At 56.4% G+C, this 26,254-nt stretch carries 25 protein-coding genes and 1 tRNA gene; 12 read left to right on the forward strand and 14 right to left on the reverse strand.

Annotated features, from left to right (window positions below):
- Positions 1 to 72 precede the first annotated feature (72 nt).
- Together ACSQ13_RS15095 and ACSQ13_RS15100 are read right to left on the reverse strand one after the other, a co-directional pair.
- On the reverse strand, positions 73 to 1,092 hold the full coding sequence (locus tag ACSQ13_RS15095) for a sugar ABC transporter substrate-binding protein (protein ID WP_176247930.1): 1,020 nt from the start codon (positions 1,090 to 1,092) through the stop codon (positions 73 to 75).
- Positions 1,093 to 1,144: 52 nt separating this feature from the next.
- A complete protein-coding gene (locus ACSQ13_RS15100) occupies positions 1,145 to 2,086 on the reverse strand; it encodes an ABC transporter permease (RefSeq protein ID WP_295512506.1) in 942 nt (313 codons plus the stop codon).
- Between the two features lie 430 nt (positions 2,087 to 2,516).
- Here ACSQ13_RS15100 and ACSQ13_RS15105 point away from each other — a divergent pair, with 430 nt between their 5' ends.
- Positions 2,517 to 3,449: an IS5 family transposase gene (locus tag ACSQ13_RS15105; protein ID WP_435988122.1), complete on the forward strand. Its 933-nt coding sequence runs from the start codon at positions 2,517 to 2,519 to the stop codon at positions 3,447 to 3,449.
- A gap of 275 nt (positions 3,450 to 3,724) precedes the next feature.
- On the forward strand, positions 3,725 to 3,994 hold the full coding sequence (locus ACSQ13_RS15110) for a hypothetical protein (RefSeq protein WP_176251357.1): 270 nt from the start codon (positions 3,725 to 3,727) through the stop codon (positions 3,992 to 3,994).
- A 450-nt stretch (positions 3,995 to 4,444) separates the two neighbouring features.
- Here the strand turns inward: ACSQ13_RS15110 and ACSQ13_RS15115 are convergent, their stop codons facing one another.
- Together ACSQ13_RS15115 and ACSQ13_RS15120 are read right to left on the reverse strand one after the other, a co-directional pair.
- The gene (locus ACSQ13_RS15115) at positions 4,445 to 5,146 is read right to left on the reverse strand and encodes a tyrosine-type recombinase/integrase (RefSeq protein ID WP_295510405.1); all 702 of its coding nucleotides are present in this window, start codon (positions 5,144 to 5,146) and stop codon (positions 4,445 to 4,447) included.
- Positions 5,147 to 5,412: 266 nt separating this feature from the next.
- The gene (locus tag ACSQ13_RS15120) at positions 5,413 to 6,246 is read right to left on the reverse strand and encodes an FAS1-like dehydratase domain-containing protein (RefSeq protein ID WP_176251355.1); all 834 of its coding nucleotides are present in this window, start codon (positions 6,244 to 6,246) and stop codon (positions 5,413 to 5,415) included.
- 251 nt (positions 6,247 to 6,497) lie between these two features.
- Here ACSQ13_RS15120 and ACSQ13_RS15125 point away from each other — a divergent pair, with 251 nt between their 5' ends.
- Together ACSQ13_RS15125 and ACSQ13_RS15130 are read left to right on the forward strand one after the other, a co-directional pair.
- Complete coding sequence (locus ACSQ13_RS15125; protein ID WP_176251354.1) at positions 6,498 to 7,679, forward strand: zinc-dependent alcohol dehydrogenase family protein; 1,182 nt, start codon at positions 6,498 to 6,500, stop codon at positions 7,677 to 7,679.
- A 3-nt stretch (positions 7,680 to 7,682) separates the two neighbouring features.
- Entirely contained in the window at positions 7,683 to 9,164 is a 1,482-nt protein-coding gene (locus tag ACSQ13_RS15130; RefSeq protein WP_295510410.1) for an aldehyde dehydrogenase, read from the forward strand.
- 74 nt (positions 9,165 to 9,238) lie between these two features.
- Here the strand turns inward: ACSQ13_RS15130 and ACSQ13_RS15135 are convergent, their stop codons facing one another.
- From ACSQ13_RS15135 to ACSQ13_RS15145, 3 genes are all read right to left on the reverse strand, one after another.
- A complete protein-coding gene (locus ACSQ13_RS15135; RefSeq protein WP_295510412.1) occupies positions 9,239 to 10,540 on the reverse strand; it encodes an MmgE/PrpD family protein in 1,302 nt (433 codons plus the stop codon).
- A 1-nt stretch (position 10,541) separates the two neighbouring features.
- Positions 10,542 to 11,723, reverse strand: a complete 1,182-nt coding sequence (locus ACSQ13_RS15140; protein WP_176251351.1) for an acyl-CoA dehydrogenase family protein — start codon at positions 11,721 to 11,723, stop codon at positions 10,542 to 10,544.
- A 91-nt stretch (positions 11,724 to 11,814) separates the two neighbouring features.
- Positions 11,815 to 12,618, reverse strand: coding sequence for an HpcH/HpaI aldolase/citrate lyase family protein (locus ACSQ13_RS15145; RefSeq protein WP_295510415.1), 804 nt, complete (start codon positions 12,616 to 12,618; stop codon positions 11,815 to 11,817).
- A 232-nt stretch (positions 12,619 to 12,850) separates the two neighbouring features.
- Here ACSQ13_RS15145 and ACSQ13_RS15150 point away from each other — a divergent pair, with 232 nt between their 5' ends.
- Positions 12,851 to 13,993: a CaiB/BaiF CoA transferase family protein gene (locus ACSQ13_RS15150; RefSeq protein ID WP_295510418.1), complete on the forward strand. Its 1,143-nt coding sequence runs from the start codon at positions 12,851 to 12,853 to the stop codon at positions 13,991 to 13,993.
- Between the two features lie 20 nt (positions 13,994 to 14,013).
- Here ACSQ13_RS15150 and ACSQ13_RS15155 read toward each other — a convergent pair whose 3' ends face one another.
- The 4 genes from ACSQ13_RS15155 to dgcN form a co-directional block, all read right to left on the reverse strand.
- On the reverse strand, positions 14,014 to 14,988 hold the full coding sequence (locus ACSQ13_RS15155; protein WP_255200266.1) for a LysR family transcriptional regulator: 975 nt from the start codon (positions 14,986 to 14,988) through the stop codon (positions 14,014 to 14,016).
- A 223-nt stretch (positions 14,989 to 15,211) separates the two neighbouring features.
- The gene (locus ACSQ13_RS15160; protein ID WP_176251348.1) at positions 15,212 to 16,072 is read right to left on the reverse strand and encodes a D-amino-acid transaminase; all 861 of its coding nucleotides are present in this window, start codon (positions 16,070 to 16,072) and stop codon (positions 15,212 to 15,214) included.
- 3 nt (positions 16,073 to 16,075) lie between these two features.
- A complete protein-coding gene (gene dgcA / locus ACSQ13_RS15165; protein ID WP_295510426.1) occupies positions 16,076 to 17,041 on the reverse strand; it encodes an N-acetyl-D-Glu racemase DgcA in 966 nt (321 codons plus the stop codon).
- A 45-nt stretch (positions 17,042 to 17,086) separates the two neighbouring features.
- Complete coding sequence (dgcN, locus tag ACSQ13_RS15170; protein ID WP_295510428.1) at positions 17,087 to 18,088, reverse strand: N-acetyltransferase DgcN; 1,002 nt, start codon at positions 18,086 to 18,088, stop codon at positions 17,087 to 17,089.
- 248 nt (positions 18,089 to 18,336) lie between these two features.
- Between dgcN and ACSQ13_RS15175 the strand changes: the two genes are divergently transcribed.
- The 3 genes from ACSQ13_RS15175 (at position 18,337) to ACSQ13_RS15185 (ending at position 21,029) form a co-directional block, all read left to right on the forward strand.
- Positions 18,337 to 19,296: an L-malyl-CoA/beta-methylmalyl-CoA lyase gene (locus tag ACSQ13_RS15175; protein ID WP_176251345.1), complete on the forward strand. Its 960-nt coding sequence runs from the start codon at positions 18,337 to 18,339 to the stop codon at positions 19,294 to 19,296.
- Between the two features lie 105 nt (positions 19,297 to 19,401).
- Complete coding sequence (locus ACSQ13_RS15180; protein ID WP_176251344.1) at positions 19,402 to 20,001, forward strand: LysE family translocator; 600 nt, start codon at positions 19,402 to 19,404, stop codon at positions 19,999 to 20,001.
- 65 nt (positions 20,002 to 20,066) lie between these two features.
- A complete protein-coding gene (locus tag ACSQ13_RS15185; RefSeq protein ID WP_295510433.1) occupies positions 20,067 to 21,029 on the forward strand; it encodes an acetyl-CoA carboxylase carboxyltransferase subunit alpha in 963 nt (320 codons plus the stop codon).
- Positions 21,030 to 21,100: 71 nt separating this feature from the next.
- Here ACSQ13_RS15185 and ACSQ13_RS15190 read toward each other — a convergent pair whose 3' ends face one another.
- Together ACSQ13_RS15190 and ACSQ13_RS15195 are read right to left on the reverse strand one after the other, a co-directional pair.
- Positions 21,101 to 21,751, reverse strand: coding sequence for a GntR family transcriptional regulator (locus ACSQ13_RS15190; protein WP_176251342.1), 651 nt, complete (start codon positions 21,749 to 21,751; stop codon positions 21,101 to 21,103).
- Between the two features lie 162 nt (positions 21,752 to 21,913).
- Positions 21,914 to 22,603 carry a M48 family metallopeptidase gene (locus ACSQ13_RS15195; RefSeq protein ID WP_176251341.1) on the reverse strand — a complete coding sequence of 230 codons (690 nt, stop codon included), beginning with the start codon at positions 22,601 to 22,603 and terminating at the stop codon, positions 21,914 to 21,916.
- A gap of 112 nt (positions 22,604 to 22,715) precedes the next feature.
- Between ACSQ13_RS15195 and ACSQ13_RS15200 the strand changes: the two genes are divergently transcribed.
- The 4 genes from ACSQ13_RS15200 (at position 22,716) to ACSQ13_RS15215 (ending at position 24,979) form a co-directional block, all read left to right on the forward strand.
- The gene (locus ACSQ13_RS15200; protein WP_176251340.1) at positions 22,716 to 23,042 is read left to right on the forward strand and encodes a TIGR02300 family protein; all 327 of its coding nucleotides are present in this window, start codon (positions 22,716 to 22,718) and stop codon (positions 23,040 to 23,042) included.
- 117 nt (positions 23,043 to 23,159) lie between these two features.
- Positions 23,160 to 23,235: transfer RNA gene (locus tag ACSQ13_RS15205), tRNA-Ala, on the forward strand.
- 87 nt (positions 23,236 to 23,322) lie between these two features.
- Complete coding sequence (locus ACSQ13_RS15210; RefSeq protein ID WP_308791278.1) at positions 23,323 to 23,976, forward strand: TetR/AcrR family transcriptional regulator; 654 nt, start codon at positions 23,323 to 23,325, stop codon at positions 23,974 to 23,976.
- A gap of 22 nt (positions 23,977 to 23,998) precedes the next feature.
- Complete coding sequence (locus ACSQ13_RS15215) at positions 23,999 to 24,979, forward strand: zinc-binding dehydrogenase (RefSeq protein WP_295510439.1); 981 nt, start codon at positions 23,999 to 24,001, stop codon at positions 24,977 to 24,979.
- Positions 24,980 to 25,062: 83 nt separating this feature from the next.
- On the opposite strand, the gene pobA is transcribed toward ACSQ13_RS15215, so the two are convergent.
- The gene (pobA, locus tag ACSQ13_RS15220; protein ID WP_176251000.1) at positions 25,063 to 26,232 is read right to left on the reverse strand and encodes a 4-hydroxybenzoate 3-monooxygenase; all 1,170 of its coding nucleotides are present in this window, start codon (positions 26,230 to 26,232) and stop codon (positions 25,063 to 25,065) included.
- Positions 26,233 to 26,254 lie beyond the last annotated feature (22 nt).

The raw sequence follows: 26,254 nt of genomic DNA on the forward strand, positions 1-26,254 counted from the left end.
TTGAGGCGTGTTCGGGTTTGACCGGAAAGCAGCGGCATCCTGTGCCGCTGCTTTGGTCTTTATGCGAGCGGCTTAACGCAGACGCGCGGCGTATTGCTCGGGGTCCCAGCAGGACGCGGATTCGACATTGTCCTTCGACATGACATAGGTAGGCGAGAAGACCTGCGTCTTCATCTTGCCACCGCCACCGTTCTGCATTGCGATCATGATCGCAGTCCAGGCGTCGCGGCCCATGCCCGGTGCGTCGTAGTTCACGACCACATCAAACGTGTCGTCCCGGATCAAATCACATGTGCTGGCGGCACCACCACCCGAGGTGATAACGGAAACCGTATCGGCAAGGCCTGCTTGCTTGACCGCGGCACCCGTGCCGATGGCCTGACCATCCCACATGTCCAGGATCGCGCAGAGATCGGGGTGCTGCTGAAGCACGGTTTCTGTGATCGCACGCGCCTTGGACGCGTCCCAGTCGGCGGCCTGGCTAGATACGATTTCGATGTCATCCCGTTCGCTCAGCACTTCCATAATGCCCTGAACCTGGAAATAGCTTACGCCGCCCGTGATCACGCCTTGCACGATCGATACCTTGTGCGACGTATCGGTTTCGCCGCCGCATTTCTCGATGGCCATATTTGCCAACTGGCGCCCCATCGCAATATAGTCAGGCCCGACAAAGGCATCCGTTTGAACGGCACCCTGCATATTCATCTGAACCACAGCGATGCCTGCACGGTTCGCCTGCACCATCAGTCGCGCCAGCGATTGTGTGTCAGGGTTCTGCGTCACGATCACATCAGGCCCTTCGGCAATCAGTGACGTCATCCCCTGAGCCATCGCATCCGTCGACCAGTTCGGGTCCTGGATGGTAAACTTCATCCCGTAACGCTCGGCTTCCTCCTTGACGACACCGCCCCATGCTTGGGCAAGGTCGAAACCGGCTGAGATGGGCAGATACGCAACCCACTTGCCTTCGAGAGCATCAAGCGCCGGGCCACGGAAAGGATCGTTGGTTTCCTGCGCATACAGAGCGCCTGAAAATCCGATCGCCAATGTGGCCAATTTCATTGAATGTTTAAGAACTTTCCATTCCATAGTATTTTCCTCCTGGTTGGTTTGATTGGGTTAGTGACGTTGCCGCGGGTCTTTAGATGTCGCCCTGTTGACCGGTCTGTTCATCACGCGGGTTGATTATGCTGTCTGAAATAATGGCAAGCAGAAGGATCAAGCTCTTGATCACGTTCTGAATCGTGTACTGGATGTCCATGATGGTCATCCCGTTGACGAGAACGCCGATAAGCAGCGTCCCGACGATCACATTGCGCACGTTGCCGCGCCCCCCCGACAGGCTCACACCGCCAAGGACAACGATCAGGATGACGTCATAGATCATGTTGGAATTCACGATCCGCGTATTCATCGACTGAACGGCGGTTGCGGTGATCAAGCCTGCCAGATAGGCGGCTGTTCCGCTCATCATGTATTGCATCACCATCGTCGGGCGGACCGGAATACCGGTAACGCGGGCAGCGGGCGTGTTGTCGCCAATGTTGTAGGTATTCCATCCGTGCTTTGAAAAGCGCAGGAACAGGAACACGACAAAGGCCAGACAGACCGCCAAGATGATTGGAATTGGAATGCCCCAAAGCTGCCCCTGGCCGATTTGACTGGCCCAGCCAAAGCTGGCGGGCAGATAGACAACATCCGTCCCGGTGATCAGATGCGCCCGGCCGAAACCATAGACAAAGGTCCCCATCGCGAGCGTTGCGAAAATTGCGGGAATTTCGGCATAGGCGACAAGGGTGCCAGATATGCAGCTCATCGCCAGCGCAAATCCATAGCCCATGGCAAGGGCCAGACCCAACGGCGTACCTTCGCCCACAAGCTGGATTGTCCATGCGACCGAAATTGCCATGATCGCAACCATCGACAGATCAATGCCGCGCCCCAGGACAACAATAAGCATTCCCAGCCCGAGAATACCCAATACAGCGACATTCCTGAGCAATGCCAGTATGTTGTTTGCCCCGATGAATCCGTTCAGCGAAACGGAAAAGGTGACAAACAATGTCACCGTGATCAAAAGCACTATTTTTTCTTGGCTAAGATTACCCAACCAACGTTTAATAGACACCGACCATCCCCTCCCGAGATATCCGCAGCACGAAACAATGCGCACTTTGCTTGGGATTACCTTAGGGCGATGAAGACGCCTCGCGACATATCGAAGTTTTTATAAAGGATATAGGAAATGCCTATAGGCCTATTTCCCCATTGTTTTTCTGCATAAATTTGGCATTCACCCTTGGCTTTACATTGGTAAACGCGGGTTTTTCACGGCTCTGACAATTGGGAAAGAATGGCTATGCCAAAATTTGCGGTTTGATCCTGAAATGGCAATGCTTCTGTCATATTTTCAGAAAGCGGTAAGTCAAAGCCACGTATGGGAAATATCGGCTTTGTTGCACAAATCCTCGGATGGGATTCACTGTATGAATCCAGCGTGATAACTGGAAGGCATGAGCAGTTGGACCCCTACCAAATATAAGACCACGAATTGGTCATCCTACAATGACAGCTTGAAGCAACGTGGATCGTTGTCGATCTGGTTTGATCCAGAGATGGTTTGGACGCCGCCGCCAAGCGGCAAGCGCGGTCGGCAGCGACAATTCAGTGACGCCGCCATTCAGACCTGCTTGACGCTGAAAGTCCTGTTTGGCCTGCCGCTTCGACAGACAACTGGGTTCGTCCAGAGCCTGCTGCGACTGGTCGGGCTGGATTGGGCAGCGCCGGATTTCAGCACCTTATGTCGACGTCAGAAAACACTGAACGTGAGCTTGCCGTATCGCGGGTCCAAAGGACCGCTGAACCTGCTCATCGACAGCACCGGTATCAAAGCCGAAGGAGAGGGCGAATGGAATGCCCGTAAGCATGGTGTCTCCAAACGACGCATCTGGCGCAAGATTCATATTGGAATCGATGAGGAAACACTGGAAGTTCGGACGGTCGAGGTCACCAGCAGCAACGTCGGAGACGCTCCCATTCTGCCCGAACTTCTGAACCAAATCCCGCCCGATCAAGACATCGGCAGCGTCACCGCAGATGGAGCGTATGACACGCGTAAATGCCACGAGGCGATTGCCGCCAGAGAGGCCCATACAGTGATCCCGCCAAGCAAGAATGCCAAGCCCTGGAAACCGACGAGCGCTGGAGCTATTGCCCGAAATGACGCGGTCAGTGCGCAGCGATACTTGGGTCGCACTCTGTGGCGACGCTGGAGTGGATACCATCGCCGAAGCCGCGTCGAAACGAAGATGCATTGTATAAAACTACTCGGCCAATCGCTAATGGCCAGGGACTTCGAAAGGCAGGTCGCGGAAATCCAAGTCCGTATCGCCGTCCTCAACCGCTACACCGCTCTTGGCATACCCATCACTGAGCCTGTAAGCTAAGTCCGTCTGGGGGAAGGGGAAAAACGTCCTTCACCCGATTTGTGCAACAAAGCCCCCTCAGAGGCAAAAAATACTTGATCCGCAGGCCTGATCAGGCGACCCTCGCCTCAGAGGGCAGGCAACTTGGGGAATGTCGGTTTACGTCAGTCAGAAGCGCTACAACAAAATGGTTTGACAGCTCGCTGGGAGGTACCAACGCAAACGCAGGCAAATCGCGCAGAGAAGATGTTTGGAGATCTCGGAATTGATAATATAACTGTAAGGGTCGTGCCAGAATGACAAGTAGCCTTAACCTCAGTTTGCTTAGCTGTCTTGTAAGTTGCATTTTCATCCTTGAAAATGCCGATGAGAGTCAGATCGACGATGACTTCTCGGTCAAGCTAATGGAGAATTTGAGCTCTGAGCTACAAGCGTTGGAACCAAATGTTGTATCGGAGATAGTGGACTTAATTTCCCAATTAGCAAATGAGGAAAGCGATGCAATCCGAAAAGAGTTCTTAGAAAATTTCGCTGATTTTTTCGGCCTTGAAGCTGGTCCAGAATAGTTGATTAGACATATTTATGGGAATAGTTCAAAATCCCGATCATGGCCGGTTTTCTTAAAACTCAAAGAGCTTGCTCTAATGGCAAGAGGCCGATGCCGTTTCAGAAATGAATGACCAATTCAATGTCTAATCTGTAAAAACTGCGCATTCCGGGAGTATCCCCCTTCAAATCTAGATAGTTTTGGCACAAAACTTTATATCCAGCGGATTTATTTGCGGCGACTTTTGAATGGAGTGTACGAAATTCTTCGATTGAAGTTCTGTGATCCTCAAAAGAAGTCATGGTATCTCTAAACTTCTTATACCGATCTTTGGCAGGGCCATATGGAAGATTCTGATCATCAATTATGCTTTTGACTTTAGCATTGTCCCTCCGCTTGTCTCCATATGCGAATTCGATGAATTGATTGACTCTAATCTTCACTTGGGTTTTCCAATTTCCAGGCTAAGTTATAAGGGGTGTTGCATTAGCATGTTAGGCCCCTTGCCCATCAATGAAAACCCATCCAATGCATCCCGCAGATCACTTGTCAGAACGTGTGCATAACGGCTGGTCGTCTCAATGTTCGTATGCCCCAGTAGCTTCGACACCAGGCTGATGTTCTGCGTCTTTCGCAGCATTCTGGTTGCGAACGTATGGCGCAGATCGTGAAACCGGAAGTTATCGATCCCGGCATCCAGAAGCGCCTTGCGCCAGACGGTGCCGAACACGCCGCCGCTGGCAACGATCTGGATACGCTCGGCCGAGTGGCCATCGACGCGGGTGAACACGTAGCGTCGGCTTTCCATCACGTTCGACTTGGGCAGGGCAGACAGCAGCGCCGCCAGCTCGCCATTGATCGGGAAGATCATCAGCTCGTCGCCCTTGAGCCTGAACGTGATCTCACGGTTGGGCATGTCGACTTCGCGCCATAGCAGGCCAGTGATCGTGCTGATCCGCGCGCCGGTCATCAGTGCAAAGGCGACCATTGGGTGAAACTCTTGGGGCAGGGCGGCGAATAGTCTGCTCTGCTCGTCTGTGGTCAGCTCGCGCACGCGTTCCCGCGGTTCTTTCGTCTCGGCCGATTTCAGATCGATTTCGGGAACCTCGGTCTTGTAGACCTTGCCCATGTGCCGCAGCGCGCGGCCCAGCATCTGCAGGTGGCGGTTCACGGTGCTGTTGGCGCAGGTGGCGCGATGCTTGGCGGCGTACTGGATGATATCGGCATCGGTTAACTTGGAGATCCGCTCTTATCGTTGCTGAAAACACGAGTGATGCGGTGAACCCGCAAAAACCAATGCCCCAAAGGTATAGCTCTGCGGCTGAAAAACAGGGCGCGAATGCCCGATTACCGGGGGGGTTATTTGCGGCAGTGGAAACACAAGCTTCCCCACGCATTCCGAAGTTTCAACCATAGGTATTTAAAAATTACCTGTGCCTACTCGAAGGTCGCTTCGGCTTTCATCGCGAGATTGCAATCAGGGTCGCACGCGATTGCTTGGGTTTCGCCATCGCCGCGGTTCAAATAGATGTTGAATTTCCGGTCAACAAACAGCGGGCTAACGGCACGATAGCTGAATGTCTTCAACCGCCCTTTGCTTTCTCTTTCGGCAAATCCGGCCAAAAGGGTCGCGGTCAAGGGGCCGTGAAAAACCAAATCGTGGTACCCTTCGACGTCGCGGCAATATTCCCGATCATAGTGGATGCGGTGGCCGTTGAACGTCAGGGCCGAATATCGAAAAAGCATTAAAATAGACGGATCGACCCCCTCGCGGTTTGTAAATTCCATTTTCGGCTTCACAGGGGCGGGCTTTGGCGCGCCGGGAACCGGGTCTTCGCGGTACACAATATCATGTTCTTCGCGGCAAACAGTTTCCCCTGCCCGCACATAGCTGTGTTCCACAGTGACAAAACACAGCGGTCCGGTTTTCCCTTCCTTGGGCAGGACCTTCAATATTTTGGAATGGCGCGTGATGCGGTCTCCGATAAACAGATCGCCGTCAAATTCAAATCGCCCCCCCGCCCACATGCGTCGCGGCAGATCAACAGGTGGCAAAAACCCGCCCTTTCTGGGGTGACCGTCCCGCCCGATCTCATCAAGCGGCACCGCTTTCAAGAAATAGAGCCAACACCAAAGGGGCGGCAGCCTGTCGCCCACTGAAAGCGGTTCGCCCGTCGGCAGAATGGATTGCATAAGCTGCGCAGGTCGCGCGTCCAAGACATCTTCTACGCTTTCGGTGCGCCCGATCCAGTTCTGCAAATCCAATGCCATTTTACTTTGCTTTCTCGCTGAAGACGGGCTCAAAATGAGTCAGGATAAAATAAGGGATTGGCTTCAAGGACAGTAATAAGAAATTCCAATAGCCGTAATTTGAAAGTCGCACTTTTTGTACAGGGCGCAATGCGCAACACTCATAGTCCGTTCGAATCCTCCTTTTTGGCGCGTTTCGGCACAAAGATATAAAATTGACCAACCGAACCCTAAAGATACCGGCGTTGCGTCAGTGATGGAGGATATTAACGATGTCAGATCAAACCACCGCCCCCCGCAAAAGCCTGTCGGCAGTGCTGCACGCGAGCCCTGCGGATCGCCCTTTCGCCAAAACGCGCCCGTTGAAACTGGAAACTTTGGTGCTGGACCCTCCGGGCCAAGGTGAGGTTTTGGTAAAAATCGCCGCTGCCAGTTTGTGTCATTCGGACCTGTCAGTCATCAACGGGGATCGCCCGCGCCCGACACCGATGGCACTTGGTCACGAGGCCGCCGGCATCGTTGAGGCATGTGGGCCGGGCGTCACGTCGGTTGCGCCGGGGGATCATGTCATCATGGTTTTCGTTCCGTCCTGCGGGCATTGCGCCCCCTGCGCCGAGGGGCGGGCCGCGCTTTGCCAACCGGGGGCGGCCGCAAATGCCGAAGGTACATTGTTGGGCGGCGGGATGCGGCTGCATCTTGATGGGCAGGACGTCTATCACCACGTCGGCGTTTCGGCATTCAGCGAATACGCCGTCTTGTCAGAGCGATCCCTCGTTAAGATCGACAACGAACTGCCCTTGGAAATTGCCGCGCTATTTGGCTGCGCCGTGCTGACCGGTGTCGGGGCTGTTGTGAATACCGCCGGGGTAAGGGCAGGTGAAACGGTTGCGGTGGTCGGGCTGGGCGGTGTTGGCCTTTCTGCGGTGCTTGGTGCCGCAGCGGCCGGTGCAGCGCGCGTTATCGCGGTTGATATCGACCCCGAGAAACTGGCCTTTGCAAAAGATCTGGGGGCCACGGATGTGTTCAACTCTCGTGATCCGGACGCCATTCAGAATATCCGCGACCTTACCAATGGCGGCGTTCATACCGCCGTCGAAACTGCCGGTGTCGCGCCCGCATTTGAATTTGCCTATGAGGTCACCCGTCGCGGCGGGCAAACGGTTACGGCTAGCCTCGCGAACCCCGCAGTGAAGCTGCAAATTCAACAGGTCCGCATTGTCGGCGAGGAACGCAGCATTCGCGGAAGTTACCTAGGCGGCGGCGTGCCATCGCGCGACATCCCCAGATATATCGAGCTCTACAAGCGCGGAAAGCTGCCAGTAGACCGGCTCAAGACCTCGAGCGGCCCGTTGGAAGACATCAATGCCGCATTTGACCTACTGGCCGAGGGCAAGACCATCCGCCACGTTATCAATATGATGCCACCAGAAACGCCAGCGGCGAAAGCGGAGTAACCCATGAAAAAGTACCAGCATTTCATCAATGGTGAATTCGTTGACCCGTCGGGCGGCGAATGGATGAATACAGACAACCCCTATACCGGGGAAACCTGGGCGCAGATCCCCCGGGGGAACAAAGCTGACGTCGATCTTGCCGTGACATCCGCCAAGGCCGCGATGACCACCGGACCATTTGCAAAGATGTCGGCGTCGCAACGCGGGAAACTGCTGCGCAAACTGGGGGATCTTCTGGTCGAGCATGGCCCGCGGCTGGCCGAGATTGAAGTGCGCGACAATGGCAAGCTTTTGACCGAAATGGCCGGGCAGCTGAAATATCAGCCGGAGTCGTGGTATTATTATGCTGGCCTGGCGGATAAAATCGAAGGCCGCGTTGTTCCGATCGACAAACCGGACCATTTTGCATTTACCAAATACGAGCCCGTGGGTGTCGTTGCCGCGTTGACCGCTTGGAACTCCCCGCTTTTGTTTGTCGCCTGGAAGGCCGCACCCGCCCTTGCTGCGGGCTGTTCGATCGTGATCAAACCGTCTGAATTCACGTCTGCATCGACGTTGGAATTTGCCGCGCTCACGGTTGAAGCGGGGTTTCCGCCCGGCGTGTTCAACGTGGTGACGGGCCTTGGGCAGGAAACCGGCGCGGCGCTTGTCGATCACCCTGATGTCGCCAAGATCAGTTTCACAGGCTCCGATACAACCGGTGCCCAGATCTATGCCGCAGCGGCAAAGCAAATGAAGCGGGTCTCGCTTGAGTTGGGCGGCAAGTCTCCCAATATCGTATTTGCAGACGCAAATCTGGATGCGGCCGTATCTGGCGTGGTGTCAGGGATATTTGCGGCGACCGGACAAACCTGCATTGCCGGGTCCCGCTTGCTTGTTGAAAACTCAGTCAAAGACCGATTCATTGAAAAACTACTGAATTTGGCGCGGTCGGCGAAGATCGGCGATCCGATGCAAGCCGATACAAATATCGGACCGGTCACGACGCCCCCACAATACCAGAAGATATTGAACTATATCGAGGTCGCCAAGGCAGACGGCGCGACCCTTATTCATGGCGGCAAGCCCGCGCAGGGCCCCGAAATTAAGGGCCGCCAATTCATTGAACCGACAATATTCGCCGACGTGACCAATGACATGCGCATTGCCCAGGAAGAAGTGTTCGGGCCGGTTCTGTCGATCATCGGATTTGATGACGAAGAAGAAGCGATCCGCATCGGCAACGATGTGATCTACGGTCTTGCCGCAGGTGTCTGGACGCAGAACATTGGCCGTGCAATGCGCATGTCGGATGCGCTCAAGGCTGGAACCGTCTGGGTGAACACCTACCGCGCGATCAGCTATATGATGCCTTTTGGCGGCATGAAAAATTCGGGCATCGGTCGCGAGAACGGAATGGAAGCGATCTATGACTACCTCGAAACCAAATCGGTCTGGATCAACACCTCTGAGGAGTATCCGGCCAATCCGTTTGTGATGCGGTAATTGGAATAGGCGGGAAGGTCATCGCGACCGCCCCGCCTTTTTCCCACCAATTATGGGTCGCGACACTTGCGCCGCTAGACCGTCAAGAGCATCCCCAGATCGCGGGCAGAAAAACCATCCAGTTTATCGTGGCATTCCCAGATTTTCTGCCCCTCTTCCCCCAATGCAGCAACCGCCTTGGCCGTCAGCTTTTGGCGCAAAACGTCTTCGGGCAAGGATGCCGCCAGGTCGTATGAAACCTCGACAGTTTCGCCGGATTTGAGCGTCAGAACACCCACCGCCTGAAGATCGGTTACGTTCGCGTCGCCTTCGACGGTGACGCGATTTGCAAATGACTGAAGGAAAGGATCGGCAACCAGCGCATCGGAATACAAGTTGTCGTCGCCGGTGGCATCCCCACGCAGCGCCATCCCAGCAAGCCAGGCATAGCTGAACTTCACCGCCAGCCCTGATGCCGGCGATTTCTGATTGCACACGTTCAGCCAGCGCGGGCTGGTTCTAAGTGCGAATGCCTCGACTTGATCCACATCGACCTTTGCAGCCAAAAGCGCTTCGATCATTGCATGTGTTCCGTGGCAACATGCGTGCAGTTTGTATTTGTTATCCTCAAACAAGAACCGCCCCTGTTCAGGCGTCTCCCAGCGAGCTTCGGGATCGGTTTCGATACTATGGGTCAGGATGAACCCTTGGGGCCCTGACACGCCATCCTGAACCGAGGTGAACCCCATCGAGGCCAGTTGTGCAACTTCAACACCGTTTGATGCCGCGATACCTGCGTTGTAGGGCTTACCCATCGTGCCGAATTGCGACTTCAATCCAGAGGCGCGCGTCGCGCAAAGCCCCAGTGCATGTGTCATTTCGGTCGCCGACAGGTCATAGAGCCGCCCTGCGGCAACGGTCGCCCCGAATGCGCCAGCTGTCGCGGTCTGATGAAACCCGCGGTTATAGTGATCGCTGCCCAACGCCACGCCCAGTCGGATCGCGGCTTCTGCCCCGACAAGGAAAGCTTCGATAACTTCGGTTGCAGATTTCCCCCGCTCTTCGGCGACCGCCAGTGCCGCAGGGAAAATCCCGACGGACAGATGGCCGATATGCGCGAAATGGGTGTCGTCAAAATCCAGCGCATGGCTTGTTGCACCATTCACAAGGGCTGCCATCCGGGCAGGTGCACGATCCCCCCCGAAAGTCGATGCCGACGGAGTTCCGCCTTCGCGTTTTGCCAGCTTGCGCAGTTTGCCCGCCAAGGGTTCGTCTATCCCTTTTCGACCGCAAACAACCCAGTCCAGCAAGGAAAACCGCGCCAAAGCCGCAGCACGTGGAGGTAAGTCGACACTTGGTGTTTGGCCAAGATCAACCAGCTTATCTGTCAATGACATCTTAAACCTTTCTATGGCCATAAGATTTGGGCAATCCGAGAACCTGTTCGGCTATGTAGCATAGGATCAAATTCGTTGAAATCGGTGCGACTTGATAAAGCCGTGCCTCACGGAATTTACGTTCCACATCATATTCTTCGGCGAACCCGAACCCGCCATGGGTCTGCAAACACGCTTCGGCAGCTTCCCAACTCGCATCAGCGGCCAGCATCTTGGCGGTATTCGCCTCGACACCCGGATTCAAACCGGAATCGTACATCGCCGCAGCCCTGTACACGATCGCTTCGGCGGCCATCAGATGTGCCTGCGCCCTGGCAAGCGGAAATTGCACCCCCTGATTTGCCCCGATCGGCGTGCCAAACACGACCCGTTCACGCGCATAGTCAGACCCTTTGGCAATGAACCATTTGGCATCCCCGATACATTCCGACGCAATCAGAATACGTTCCGAATTCATGCCCGAAAGAATATAGCGAAAGCCTTTGCCCTCTTCCCCGACCAAGCTTGATGCCGGAATACGTGCATTATCAAAAAATATCTCGGTTGTGGCGTGGTTGATCATGGTGCGGATCGGGCGGATTTCCATGCCATTGCCGCGAAGCTCGCGCAGATCAATCAAGAACACCGACAGGCCGTCGGTTTTGGATTTCACCTGATCCCGCGGCGTCGTGCGCGCAAGCAAGACCATCAAATCAGAATGCTCGGCGCGGGAAATCCAGATTTTCTGGCCATTCACCACATAGTCGTCGCCGTCGCGGACGGCCGTTGTCCGCAATGACAGCGTGTCGGTCCCGCTTGTCGGCTCGGTGACACCAAAGGCCTGAAGCCGCAAAGACCCGTCCGCAATCCCCGGCAGGTATTTCGCCTTCTGTTCGGGCGTGCCATGCCGCAGAACGGTTCCCATTGTGTACATCTGCGCATGGCATGCAGCAGCATTGCAGCCGTTGCGGTGGATTTCCTCGAGGATCACCGCAGACGTGGTCAGATCAAGGCCAAGCCCGCCATATTCCTCGGGGATCATCGCACTCAGATAGCCTTCGCGAATGAGCGTATCGACAAATTTCTTGGGATAGGCGCGCTTGGCATCAAGATCCCGCCAGTATTCACCCGGAAATTCGGCGCAGACTTTGGCAACGCCCTGGCGAATGTCTTCGTATTTGGCGGTCGGATTGAAACTGTCCATGGAGCGTCCCTTAAATATATGTTCGCGCCACTATTTCAGAATTCCGAAAGGGGCAGAAATACGTTAAGTATCTTGACGCCATAGGATATTCTTATCCCCCCGCACGGCTTATCACTTGCCCTGCTCTTTTGAGCACCGGCGCATCGACCATGGCACCATCCACTTGAACCGCAGCCGCCCCGCCCGAGGCTGCCTCCAACACACGGTGGGCCCAGTCCAATTCCATTTGGGACGGCGCAAAACCGGTTCTTGACGGCTGCACCTGAGCCGGGTGAATCAACAATTTCCCCCCGAACCCCATCGACACACTGTGCTCACTGTCCGACGTTATCACCTCTGCGTCTTTGATATTTGTCGTCACCCCATCAAGAGGTCCGGTTTGACCGGCCAGGCGCGCCGCCAGTACAAGGGTTGCCCGCGCATGAAGAAGACTGTCCCGCATGTGGGCAATGCCCAGATCCGCCGCATAATCAATTGACCCGAAAGCAAGGCGCCGACATGCCCCTGCGATAGCTTTGGCGTTATCCATGCCCAGCGCAGTTTCTATCAATGCGATCACGGGCTTTCCTGTGCGCTCTGACACATCATGGCAGGCGTCAGCCGTTTCAGCCTTGGGCAGGACGACCGCATCAATGGGCAAATCCGCGCAAGCCAGAATATCCGCTTCATACCACGGCGTGCTTTGGGCATTGATCCGGACCAAAACCGGCAGACGCACCGGCGTCTTGCCAAGGGTTTCCACCAAAAGAGCGCGGGCGGTATCCTTGTCATCTGGGCCAACGGCATCTTCCAGATCGAAAATTATCGCATCCGCACCTGACCCTACCGCCTTGGCCAGCCTGTCCATTCTCACTGCCGGAAGGAATAGCGGCAGGGTGATATTTTCAATATTCAAATCATGTTTCCTTGGCTGGTCAATCGGGCGCAAGGCTTTGCGACAATGAAAATTTTGTCCAATTGTTTTTCCATAGCGCCACTATTGCTTCGCGATATCGGTCTGGCAGCGACATCGCATTGTTCGCCCTATAGTCTGATCCAATACCCACTCACGCTTTCCGTTATTTCAGAAACACGTCTGACTTGTGCGAGACATTTACGTACCCAAGACCTAATTATCCGGAGCAAATATGTCAGGTGACCTAAACGGCCTTTTGGTTGTGTCGATCGAGCAGGCCGTTGCCGCACCTTATCTTACCGGCCGTCTGGCCGAAGCCGGGGCGCGCGTCATAAAGATTGAACGCCCAGAAGGTGATTTCGCCCGCGGGTATGACACCCTTGTCCACGGAGAAAGCGCGTATTTTGTCTGGCTGAACCGGGGCAAAGAATCTGTCTGTTTGAATTTGCGGGAAGACGAAGACAAAGCGCTTCTGGAAAACATGATTTCACAAGCAGACGTGTTCGTTCAAAATCTTGCTCCCGGGGCGATTGACCGGCTGGGTTTCTCGCCAGACCGGCTTAGGTCGGTCAACCCAAGGCTCATTACGGTTTCAATATCTGGATACGGGAACGACGGCCCCTACCGCGACCGCAAAGCCTATGATCTGCTGATCCAGGCCGAAAGCGGGCTAAGCGCCATCACCGGCAACGAGGCGGGCCTGACACGGGTTGGCGTTTCGGTCTGTGACATTGCTTGCGGGATGACGGCGCACCAATCGGTTCTTCAGGCATTGATCGGGCGTCACCTCAGCGGAAAGGGCCGCGACATTTCAGTAAGCCTGTTCCACGCGCTGACCGACTGGATGAATGTACCCTATCTTCAATACGCCTATGGCGGCAAATCGCCCGACCTCAGCGGTCTAAGCCACCCGACGATTGCGCCCTACGGGGCCTATGCCGGATCAGACGGAAAAGAAGTGTTGTTTTCCATCCAGAACGAGCGGGAATGGGTGAAATTCTGCGAGACAGTTTTGCAGCGGCCCGAACTTGCGACGGATCCACGGTTTGACAACAATTCCAACAGAACGGCAAACCGGGCTGCTTTGAATGAACAGATCGAAGATGTGTTTGAAAAAATATCCCGCGATGACCTGGCGACGCTGCTGAACGAGAGCGGCATTGCAAACGGCTGCGTCAGCACGATGCAAGACCTCGCCGACCATCCGCAAAATCGCTTTGCCGAGGTCGAGACCCCCTCTGGCACCGTGCGAATGCTTGCCCCCGGTGCCCTGATGGACGGCCAAATTCCGGAATTTGGCCCGGTGCCCGCCTTGGGTGAACACACAGAAAAGGTCAGGGCAGAATTCACAAAGGCGGCGGTCAGACAGGATTGAAACGCAATGCGGTCTTTCGATCAGACGATATCGCCTTCCCAAATGCCACGGCGGACCATCTCTTGGGCGATCTGCAAGGTCAGCGCTTTTACGGTGCGCCCCGCACGGGTCAATACGCGTTCAGGATGGTTCACCAAATGGACAGGGCGCGTCAAGATCGGATCAATAATCGGGGCGCGCACCAATTCCCCCCTACGTTCGAAGTGATGCGTCGCAGCCGGTGCAAAAATCGCATAACCGGACCCTCGCGCGACCAGTTCCATGATCTGGCGCATCGCGTCCATTTCTATGACGACATTCAGAGCGATGCCAATTTGGTCTTCATATTTTTGAATTGTCTTCCTTAGACCGTTCGAAGGCAGGATCATATCAAGCTTGGCAAGGTCCTTGAATTTTACAGGATCGCCGGGCGGCGTATCGAAGGGCCAGGCATCAGGCGCGGAAATGAAATACAGCCGCTCATTAAGCACATGGATCACGTCATATTGCTCTGCGTTTTCCAGATCGTAGATGATACCAAGGTCGACCGTGCCATCCTTCAGCCAGGGTGTGATGTAACCGCTGATGGCCTCAACGACTTTCAAGCGCACCTCGGGAAGCTCCAACCGGACGGTTTCGGCAAGTGCGACCGACATCACCATAGATGCCGACGGCGGCATTCCGAAACTTACGGTGCCACGCACGGTGCCACTTAGGTCTCTCATATCCTGAACACAGCGATCCAAATCCGCGCAGATACGTTTGGCATGTTCGACAAGAACAAAGCCTTCTTCGGTCAACACTGTCCCGCGTGGTGATCTTTCCAAAAGCTTCACCCCGAGCTCCTCCTCCATGCGTTTTACATGCTGCGAAAGAGACGGTTGCGCGACGCCGATATATTGCGATGCGGCTGATAAAGATGGGGAATTTGCGATCGCCAAAAAGTACTTCAGGTGCTTGATGTCCACGGAAATTCTCCTCAAAAAGGGGGATTTCTCTCCCAATCCGTTATGCATAGCAAAATGCTGTCATTATTCACATGCTGAACTCGCTAGGGCGGTATAGGAAATACTTATACCCCTCCCAAGTGAAAGCCTTGGGCAGATGCGGTTCTGAACATTGGCGGGGTGCGTGATCACCCCCTGCCGGTTCTTTTTCCGCCGTCGTGAAAGCGCGGATATCAAGATGGGGAACGCCGCACTGAACGGCGCTCCCGTTGGTTCAGAAAATGCGACGGGCTTAAATGGCTACCTTGCGCATCTCGTCGAGATAAATCTCGCGCAGGCGCGGTGCGACGCGCCCCGGCGTGCCATCCCCCAAGGCCACGCCGTCAATCTCGACCACGGGCATCACAAAGGCGCTGGCGGATGTGGTAAACGCCTCATCCGCCTGCTTTGCCTCGTCGATGGTAAAGTTGCGCTCTTCCACTTCCATCTGCGCCTCTTTGGCGAAACGCAGAACGGCCGCGCGTGTGATGCCGTGCAGAATATCGTGGCTCAGCGCGCGGGTGATGATCTTGTTGCCCTTGACGATATAGGCGTTGTTGCTGGTGCCTTCGGTCACGAAACCGTCCTCGACCATCCACGCATCGTCACACCCGGCCTTCTTGGCCATCATCTTGCCCATCGACGGGTACAGCAATTGCACCGTCTTGATGTCGCGACGACCCCAGCGGATGTCTTCGATACTGATGATCTTGGCACCCTTTTTGGCGGCGGGGCTGTCAGCCATGCCGGGCTTGGATTGCGTGAACAGAATGATCGTCGGTTCGGTCGTCTCAGGGTCAGGAAAAGCAAAATCTCGGTCGCCGTCAGACCCGCGCGTGACCTGCAAATAGATCAACCCCTCGTCGATCTCGTTCAGGCGTACCAGTTCGCGATGCACCTCAAGCAGGTCGTCTTTCGAAATCGGGTTGCGCATCTCCAACTCGTTCAGCGAACGGCTCAGACGGATGGCATGGCCCTCGAAATCAATCAACTTGCCCCCCAGAACCGAGGTTACCTCGTACACCCCGTCTGCCATCAGAAACCCGCGATCAAAGATCGAAATCTTGGCTTCGTTCTCGGGCAGGTATTCGCCGTTCACATAAACAGTCCGCATGTCTTATCCCCAAAGTCTGGCCGTGGGCGGATGCACCCCGGCTGCGTCAAATATCAAAGCGTCCTCGCGGTCTTCGGCCAGAAGCAACGGCCCGTCAAGATCAACCACGCGCGCGCCTTGCGCAACCAGAGTGGCCGGAGCCATCGCCAGAGACGACCCCACCATGCAGCCGACCATCACATCATAGCCCTCGGCCAGCGCCGCATCGCGCAAGGCCAGTGCTTCGGTCAACCCGCCGGTTTTGTCCAACTTGATGTTCACCACGTCATATTTGCCCTTCAACTTAGGCAAGCTGCTGCGGTCATGGCAGCTTTCATCCGCACAAACCGGCACAGGGCGGTCCATTCCGATCAGCGCGTCATCCTCGCCAGCGGGCAAAGGTTGCTCGACCAGCGACACACCCAGCCGCACCAGATGCGGGGCAAGGTCGGCGTAAACCTCTGCCGACCAACCTTCGTTGGCGTCAATGATGATCTGCGCATCAGGGGCCCCTGCACGCACAGCTTCAAGCCGTGGCATGTCGTCGGGTGTGCCCAATTTGATCTTGAGCAGGGGACGATACGCATGCAACGCCGCCTGCGCCTGCATCTTTTCCGGCGTGTCCAGCGACAGCGTATAGGCGGTAATCTCGGGCCCCGGCGCGGCCAAACCCGCCAATTCCCAAACCCGCTTGCCTGCCTGCTTGGCCTCAAGATCCCACAGCGCGCAATCAACTGCGTTGCGCGCAGCACCTGCTGGCAACAAATCATAAAGCGATGCGCGGGTGAAAACCTCCGGCAACGCCTCGATCTCGGCTGTCACACTCTCAAGCGTCTCGTCATAGCGGGCATAGGGCACACATTCGCCCCACCCCATCACACCACCGTCGGAAATCCGCACCGTCAGCACCTTCGCCTCGGTCCGCGACCCGCGCGAAATGGTAAACACCTGCGCCAGCCGAAACACATCGCGGCTTACTTCAATACGCATACCCGCTCCTTCATTTTGCCAAATAAACTCTCCCCGAAGGGCCGGTCAGAGATCTGCCAAAGCGTCTGCCAGTTTTGCAGCCCCAGTGCGGAACGGATCAACAGCGGGCAGACCCATACGGGCCTCGACCTCGGCCAGATAGGCGTCTGCCTCGGCCTCGGACATGTGCTGCGTGTTGATCGAAACACCAACGACCTTGCACGCGGGGTTCGCGAACTTCGCCAATGTCAGCGCCGTATCGCGGACGTCTTCCAGGCTGGGCAACGCATAATCCGGCAAGCCGCGCATGGTTTTGCGCGTTGGCTCGTGACACAGAATCAACGCATCAGGCTGGCCGCCATGGATCAAGGCAAGGGTCACGCCGGAATAGGAAACGTGGAACAGGCTGCCCTGCCCTTCGATGACGTCCCAGTGATCCTCGTCGTTGTCAGGCGTCAGATATTCAATCGACCCCGCCATAAAATCCGCCACGACAGCATCCAAAGGCACACCTTCACCCGTGATCAGAATGCCGGTCTGGCCCGTCGCGCGAAAGCTGCTTTTCATGCCTTTTTCCTGCATCGCGGCATCCAGTGCCAATGCAGTGTACATTTTACCCACGGAACAATCCGTCCCCACGGCCAGCACCCGCTTGCCACTGCGCTTAACACCGCTCGCAATCGGGTATTTTACCGACGGGATACGCACATCATGCAGGCTGCGCCCGTGCTTGACGGCCGCACTGACCAGATCGGCTTCGTCCCGCAACAGGTTGTGCAAACCCGACGCCAGATCATACCCCATTTCGAGCGCGTCTAGCAAAACCGATTTCCATGCTTCACTGATGATCCCGCCGCGGTTGGCCACGCCGATCACAAGTGTTTTTGCACCCGCTTCTTTTGCCTGCGCCAAGGTCATGTCAGCCAGCCCCAGATCGGCCTTGCATCCCTCCATACGGAACTGGGCCACGGCATTATCCGGACGCCAGTCCTTGATGCCTTGGGCGACTTTCACGGCAAGCTGGTCGGGCGCATCGCCCAGAAAAAGAAGATAAGGTGTTTCAATCATTACTGCATGCTCCGGCAAATTGGATTTGCGTCATTTTCGCTGTTTATAAGCACAAGAGGCTTGCAAGTCTGGTTCAATCACTAGCAATTGCGAAAGATTAATGTGCATATTCATATATTATTCGAATATTATCGCGTGCGCCACAAGGTCAAATGCTGCACCTGCGAAATCACACTTGCGACACGCCGTGTAATTTAATACCAACTCAGGCAACCCACTTGTAACATTATTACCCGAGGAACCCTGCCATGAGCTTTCGCATTCAGCCAACGCCCCCTGCACGCCCCAACCGCTGCCAGTTGTTTGGCCCCGGCTCCCGCCCGGCCCTGTTCGAGAAGATGGCCGCCTCGGCTGCGGATGTGATCAACCTTGATCTGGAAGACAGCGTCGCGCCGTCGGACAAAGACACTGCCCGTGCCAATATCATCAACGCAATCAACGATGTGGATTGGGGCGACAAGACATTATCCGTGCGGATTAACGGCCTTGATACGCCTTACTGGTATCGCGATGTGGTTGATTTGCTGGAGCAGGCAAGCGAACGGCTTGACCAGATCATGATCCCGAAAGTCGGGTGCGCTGCGGATGTTTACGCCGTCGATGCGCTGGTCACAGCGATCGAGGCTGCCAAGGGCCGGTCCAAGCGGATTGCCTTTGAGGTTATCATCGAATCGGCCGCAGGCATCGCCCATGTGGAAGAGATCGCAGCGTCGAGCCCGCGCCTTGAAGCGATGAGCCTTGGTGCCGCGGATTTCGCCGCATCAATGGGGATGCAAACCACCGGCATCGGCGGGACGCAGGAAAATTATTACATGCTTCATGACGGGGTAAAGCACTGGTCCGATCCATGGCACTGGGCGCAAGCAGCAATTGTCGCGGCCTGCCGTACCCATGGTATCTTGCCTGTCGATGGACCGTTCGGCGACTTTTCCGACGACGAAGGATGCCGCGCACAGGCGCGCCGGTCAGCCACCCTTGGCATGGTCGGAAAATGGGCGATCCACCCGAAGCAGATTGCCATCTCGAACGAGGTTTTCACGCCCTCCGAGGAAGCCGTTACCGAAGCGCGCGAGATTTTGGCCGCAATGGAAACAGCGAAGGCCAATGGCGAGGGTGCGACCGTGTACAAGGGTCGTCTTGTCGATATCGCCAGCATCAAGCAGGCCGAAGTTATCGTGCGCCAGTCTGAAATGATTTCGGCGCGCTAAACGCACCGACCGGACGTGGGGGGCCAGCCCCCCACCCCCCCGGGATATTTACGAGCCAGAGAACGGGGGCTTGGCGCGGGTCAAGAGTTGGGGCATGAGGGCTGCATGACTTTTGATGCACTCTCGGCGCTTGCGCTATTCACCCTCATCACATCGATTACGCCAGGGCCAAATAACCTGATGCTGATGGCGTCGGGGGCCAATTTTGGGTTTGCACGCACTGTCCCGCATATGATGGGGATCACCTTTGGTTTCATGGCCATGCTGCTTTTGGTAGGGCTTGGGTTGATCCGCGTGTTTGATGCCTTTCCGGTCATCTATACGATCCTCAAGGTATTGAGCGTCATTTACCTTTTATTTCTGGCGTTCAAGATTGCATCGGCCGGGCCTGCACAGCCAGCTGATGCCGGCGGCCGACCGATGAGCTTTCTTCAAGCGGCCGGCTTTCAGTGGGTCAACCCCAAAGCATGGGCTTTCGGGCTGAGTATCATCACGATTTACGTTCCGTTGGCAGGATTCGGACCGCTGTTGGTTGCGGCATGTGTTGTGGCTGTCATGGCATTTCCATCGGTGACCATCTGGACTGTCCTTGGCAAGGAAATGGCGCGTTTTTTGACAAACCCCGGAAGGTTGCGGGTGTTCAACTGGTCCATGGCGGGGCTGCTGGTTGCATCATTATTGCCAGTGCTTTGGCCAAGCAGCTGAACAGGCCGCGTTGCAAAGGCCGGAAATCAACGGCATATAACGAATACCCTAGAACGGAGCATGTGATGACACAGTATCTGGATTTTGAAAAACCGCTTGCCGAGATTGAGGGCAAGGCCGAAGAGTTGCGCGCCCTTGCACGGTCATCGGAAGGCATGGATGTCAGTGCAGAAGCGCAAGCGCTGGACAAAAAAGCCCACCAGATGCTGGATGATTTGTATAAATCCTTGACGCCCTGGCGGAAGTGCCAAGTGGCGCGGCATCCGGACCGTCCGCATTGCAAAGACTATATCGAAGCGCTTTTTACCGATTACACGCCCCTTGCCGGCGACCGTAATTTTGCAGATGATCTGGCCGTGATGGGCGGGCTTGCACGGTTCAATGACGTCCCTGTCGTGGTGATCGGCCATGAAAAGGGCAATGATACCAAGTCACGCATCGAACGGAATTTCGGCATGGCGCGCCCCGAAGGATATCGCAAAGCGGTGCGGTTGATGGATCTGGCAGGCAAGTTCGGCTTGCCCGTGATCACGCTGGTCGACACCCCTGGGGCCTATCCCGGCAAAGGTGCCGAGGAACGCGGCCAATCCGAAGCGATTGCACGCGCCACCGAGAAATGCCTGCAGATCGGGGTACCATTGGTATCGGTGATCATTGGCGAAGGCGGATCGGGCGGGGCGGTTGCCTTTGCGACGGCGAACCGTGTCGCGATGTTGGAGCATTCGGTCTATTCCGTAATTTCCCCCGAAGGCTGCGCGTCGATTTTGTGGAAAGATTCAGAAAAGATGCGCGAAGCGGCAGAGGCGTTGCGTTTGACGGCGCAGGACCTCAAGCAGCTGGGCGTCAATGACCGGATTATTCCCGAACCGCGTGGCGGCGCGCATCGCGACCCTGCCAGCGCCATTCAATCGGTCGGCAAAGCGATTGCAGGCATGTTGAAAGATCTGAACGGCAAGGATGGCAAGGCGCTGATCGCGGACCGGCGGTCCAAGTTCATGGATCTGGGCGCAAAAGGCTTGGCCGCCTAACCCGAGGGTTGGACGTTTTCTTGGTACCCCAACGCACCCCAACGGGCCGGATGTTTTGAAAAACTCCGCCCTTAGGTCGCGAGCATGCGCAAGCCTTGTGTCACGTCCGTTCTGACGGCCAGACGCAGACCCGGTTCGTCGCCAGCACGCAAAGCGGCAATGATCAGTCGGTGGAAATGCGGCGGCTCGGTGCGGCGCAGGCGGCCATACAGGGCGCGCATGGTCGGCCCCATTTGCAGCCATACGGTTTCGGCCATTGCCAGCATCGCCGGGGCCTGCGCCCGCAGATACAGCGTGCGGTGAAATTCCAGATTGGTGCGTATATATCCGACGGCATCACGATGGGCGACGGCCTCTGACACAGCATTGTTGATCGTTTGCAGCCGCTCAATCAGGGCGAAATGCGCGCGCGGCAGCGCCCGGCTGGCCAGTTCAACCTCGATCAGGGCGCGCAGCGCGGCGAGCTCTTCGATGCGTTCATTGCTCAATTCCGGTGTCGAAATCCGCCCCGAGGCCGACATTGTCAGCGCCCCTTCGGCAGCCAGACGGCGCACGGCCTCTCTCGCGGGGGTCATGGATACTTCGTACTCCTTGCCGATCCCGCGCAGGGTCAGGGCGTGTCCCGGCGGCAAATCACCGTGCATGATACGGCTGCGCAGCTGTCGGTACACGCGGTCATGGGCAAGCGGGTTTGCATCTAGGGGGCGAGCGTTCAAGTTCATGTTATTATTGTGATCACAAAGCCGCTTCGCGTCAACTGGTCATGCGGGCACGTGCTTGTTTTGCCTGCGTTTTGGCCCCGATCTGGTGGTGCGCCACGGGTTTACGACAGACCTCAAGGGCATCGAATGGCTACGCCGACATTTCCCCAACATGTACCGCATTTAACTAAAACGGTAGCGGTGTAAGTCGCTACCGTTTGTACGCAGCCAGCCGCGCGCGTCTTTGTAGGGGCCATAGATGCGCTCCACCTCTGCCCAGAAGGCAGGCGAATGGTTCATTTGCGCCAGATGGGCGACCTCGTGGGCGGCGACGTAATCCAGCACCTCGGGTGGGGTCAGGATCAGCCGCCATGAAAACATCAGCCCGCCTTCCGACGTGCACGACCCCCACCGCGACCGCGTATCGCGCAAGGTCAGCTTGGTATAGGGCCGCCCCAAGACGGCAGCATAGTCGTCACACGCCCCTGCCAGCCGGTCACGTGCCAGCTCCTTGAGATGTGCTGCCAGCCGTGCAGGGACACGGTCTTCGCGCCCCGGTACGGCGATTGTATCTGCGCCCAGTTGTACGCGCCGCCCCTGCCCTTGCACCACCCGGACCATGCGCCCCCCCAAGGGGAACTCGGCCCCGATGCCAATGGGCACATCCTGGCCACGTGCGTCCAGATGCTGGCGAATCCATTCCTCCTTTTCGCGGGCGAATGCGATCCCTTCGGCCTCTTTCAGGCGTTTGGGCAGAGTCAGCGTCACGCGACCATCCAGCTGCGAGATGCGCAAAGATATGCGTCTTGCCCGCGCGGAACGGCGCAGAACAAGCGGGATTGGTGGGTTGCCGGGCAGGATCGGATCAGGCATTTAGGGCTTTCGGGCGGATACGGGGTGGCGATTGCCTTTGACAGTCCCTATCTCATATGGCACTTGGCCTGAATCATCTATACGCAACAACACTTTCAAAAAGGGGACTTCGATGCCCAATGAAGAATGGGGAACCAAGCGCCTGTGCCCCACAACGGGCAAGCGGTTCTACGACCTGAACAAAACACCGATCATCAGCCCCTATACCGGCGAAGTGGTCGAGGTGGATAACTCCAAATCCCGGATGATCGCCGCCGATGCCGAAGACGCCGTAACAGCAAAAGCCAATAAGGTTGATGTTGAGGACGATGACGTATTGGTAGATGACGACGACGTAGATGTGGATCTCGACGACGATATTCTGGATGACGACGACGACGATGAAGACACAGTTCCGCTTGACGAAATCGCGGATGTTGCAGCCAACGACGACGACTGATTGAAGATAACGAAGGCGGGAATGGATTTTCCTCTTGATCCCGCCTTCGCTTGCGCCTATTCAGCGGCGCAGCAGCCATCCCGGGTTGCGAACACGACCGGATCATTGATCCACAATGGGGCCTTAGCTCAGCTGGGAGAGCGCCTGCATGGCATGCAGGAGGTCAGCGGTTCGATCCCGCTAGGCTCCACCATTACCTTTGCATCATATCCCGGACACGCTCCGCCATCTTGGCTAACGGCTGGTATGTTCCCCACTAAAATTGTGTCGCGGCAGACTTATGATAATCTTTTCCGCGCCAACACTAGACGACTGGTCCATTACTTCCTATCTGCCCCTCATGGCAGAGCAAAAGAAATCAGACCTCACGCGACAGAAAATCCTGACCTCCGGCCGTGCGCTGATCAGCAAGCACGGCTTTGGCGCGGTCGGGCTGGCGCGAATCCTCAAGGAAAGCGGCGTACCCAAAGGGTCGTTCTATTATTACTTCCCCTCAAAGGAAGCATTCGGCCACGCCCTGCTGACCGACTATGTCGCCGATTACCTTGCGCGGATTGACGCGCTTTGCGCCACCCAAGGGTCCGCCCATGACAAGCTGACCGCCTTTTGGACGGCGTGGCTGACGCAGGCGGGGTCCGAAGGCATTGCCAGTCAATGTCTGGTCGTCAAACTGGGGGCCGAAGTCGCCGACCTGTCCGAAGACATGCGGCAGGTGCTTGATAAGGGCGTCACCGCCTTGGTCAACAGAATCGCCGCGCTGCTGATTCTAGGGGCGAAAGACGGCTCCCTGATCGCCGTCGACGATCCACAGGCAACCGCCCAAATGCTTTATGCAAAATGGCTGGGGGCCGCGATTCTTGCCAAACTGTCGCGAAATGAAATCCCGCTCAGACAGGCGCTGTCAGAGACGAACAAAACCCTTTCAAAATCCTAATTTAAAGAAAAGAGACACCGCTATGAAAGCTGCAATCCACGATACATTCGGCGAACCAATTGAAGTTCTGAAAGCCACTGAAATCGACGCACCAACCCCGGGCGCTGGCGAAGTTTTGGTCAAAATGACCCTGTCGCCGATCCACAACCACGATCTGTGGACGATCCGCGGCACCTATGGCTACAAGCCCGATCTTCCCGGTGCCATCGGCGGGTCCGAAGCGCTTGGCACGATTGAAGCCGTTGGTGCGGGCGTTGATGCCCTAATGATTGGCAAACGCGTCTCAATCGCGGGCGTTCACGGCACTTGGACCGAATATTTCCTAGCCCCTGCCGATGGCGTGCTGCCCCTGCCCGATATGATCTCTGACACGGCGGGTGCGCAGCTGATCGCGATGCCGTTCAGCGCCATTTCCCTGCTGGAAACCCTGAAGGCGAAAAAAGGCGACTGGATCATCCAGACCGCCGCAAACGGCGCTGTTGGCAAGATCATGGTGACGCTGGCCAAAGCGCGTGGCATCAATCTGTTGAACCTCGTGCGCCGCGACGAGGCTGTGCAAGAGTTGACGGATATGGGCATCGAAAACGTCCTGTCCACATCCGGTGCCGATTGGCAGAAAAAGGCGCGTGAAATTGTCGGCGATGCTGGCGCGGTATCAGCCATTGATTCTGTCGGTGGCGATGTATCGGCTGATCTGGTTGATCTGCTGGGCGTTGATGGCGAACTGGTTGTTTTCGGCACTGCCACAGGCGCGCCAATGCCGCTGTCGTCGGGCGCGTTGATCATGAAGCACATCACCGTCAAGGGATTTTGGGGTGCGCGCATCAGCAAGGAGATGGACCCGGCTGAGCGCAAACGCCTGATCACCGAACTGGTCACCTTGGTCGCCAAGGGCGACTTGGCGCTGGAAGACGGCGGGGTCTTTGCGATTGATGACGTGTCTGACGCCATGAAAGCCGCCCTGACACCGGGCCGCGCGGGCAAGGTGATGATCCGCGGCTAACCGTTAAGCTCAGAAAAACGAAAGCCCGGTCTCTGGAAACTTCCAAAGGCCGGGCTTTTTCATTGGTGCCGTGTGTATCCGGCTTAGAATGGCAAGCCGATGTAATTTTCGGCCAGATCGCGCCGCGCTGTTTCGCTTTGCGACAGGTGGCTTAGGGTTGCCTTGCGCATCTGCGCGGCAAAGCTGTCTTCGCCGTCGAACCGGTGCAGCATTGTCGTCATCTGCCAGCTAAAGCGCATTGCTTTCCAGATCCGCGCCAGCGCCCGATCAGCATAGGCATCGACACCGGACATGTCCTTTTTCTTGAGCGCCGCGATCAACGCGTCATGCAGATAATACACATCCGACGCGGCCAGGTTCAGCCCCTTGGCCCCCGTGGGCGGCACGATATGGGCAGAATCGCCGACCAGAAACAGATTGCCCCACCGCAGGGGTTCACTGACAAACGACCGCAGCGGCGCGATGGATTTTTCGATCGACGGACCGGTCACCAAAGCATCGGCGGTTTCCTTTGGCAGGCGCATTTTCAACGCCTCCCAGAAACGGTCATCGCTCCAGTCTTCGACTTTGTCGGTCAGCGGGGCCTGCACATAATACCGCGACAGGTTTTCATTGCGCATGGAGGCGAGCGCAAAACCATGGCGCGAATTGGCATAAATCAGTTCGTGATTGGCAGGCGGCGTGCGCGACAGAACGCCGAGCCACCCGAACGGATAAACCCGTTCGAATTCCTCGCGCTTGTCGGCAGGGATGGTTTGGCGGCTGACCCCGTGAAATCCGTCACATCCCGCGACATAGGCGCAGTCGACACGATGACGCGCGCCATTCAGGCTGTATTCGACAAAGGGCGCGTCGGTTGTAACGTCGCTAATGACCACATCTTCGACATCGTGAATGATCGTGGTGCCCATCGTATCCTGCGCGTCATACAGATCGGCGGTGACTTCGGTCTGGCCATAGACCATTACCTTTTTGCCGGTCAGTTCGTGGAAATTGATCCGCACCATCAGATCATCATCGGTCAGATAGCAGCCTTCGTGCGGCAATCCTTCGCGGTCCATGCGATGACCCACGCCTGCCTCGCGCAACAGATTGACCGTTCCATCCTCAAGCACGCCAGCACGGATGCGCGCCAAAACCCGCTCACGGCTGGTGCGCTCCAGGATCACGGTATCGACGCCGGCCCGGTTTAAAAGCTGCGACAGCAACAGGCCGGATGGCCCCCCGCCAATAATGACGACTTCGGTTTTCATAGTGCTGCCCCTTTGGATGAAT

It is taken from the genome of Sulfitobacter sp. SH22 (genome assembly GCF_965641905.1).
Lineage (GTDB): Bacteria > Pseudomonadota > Alphaproteobacteria > Rhodobacterales > Rhodobacteraceae > Sulfitobacter.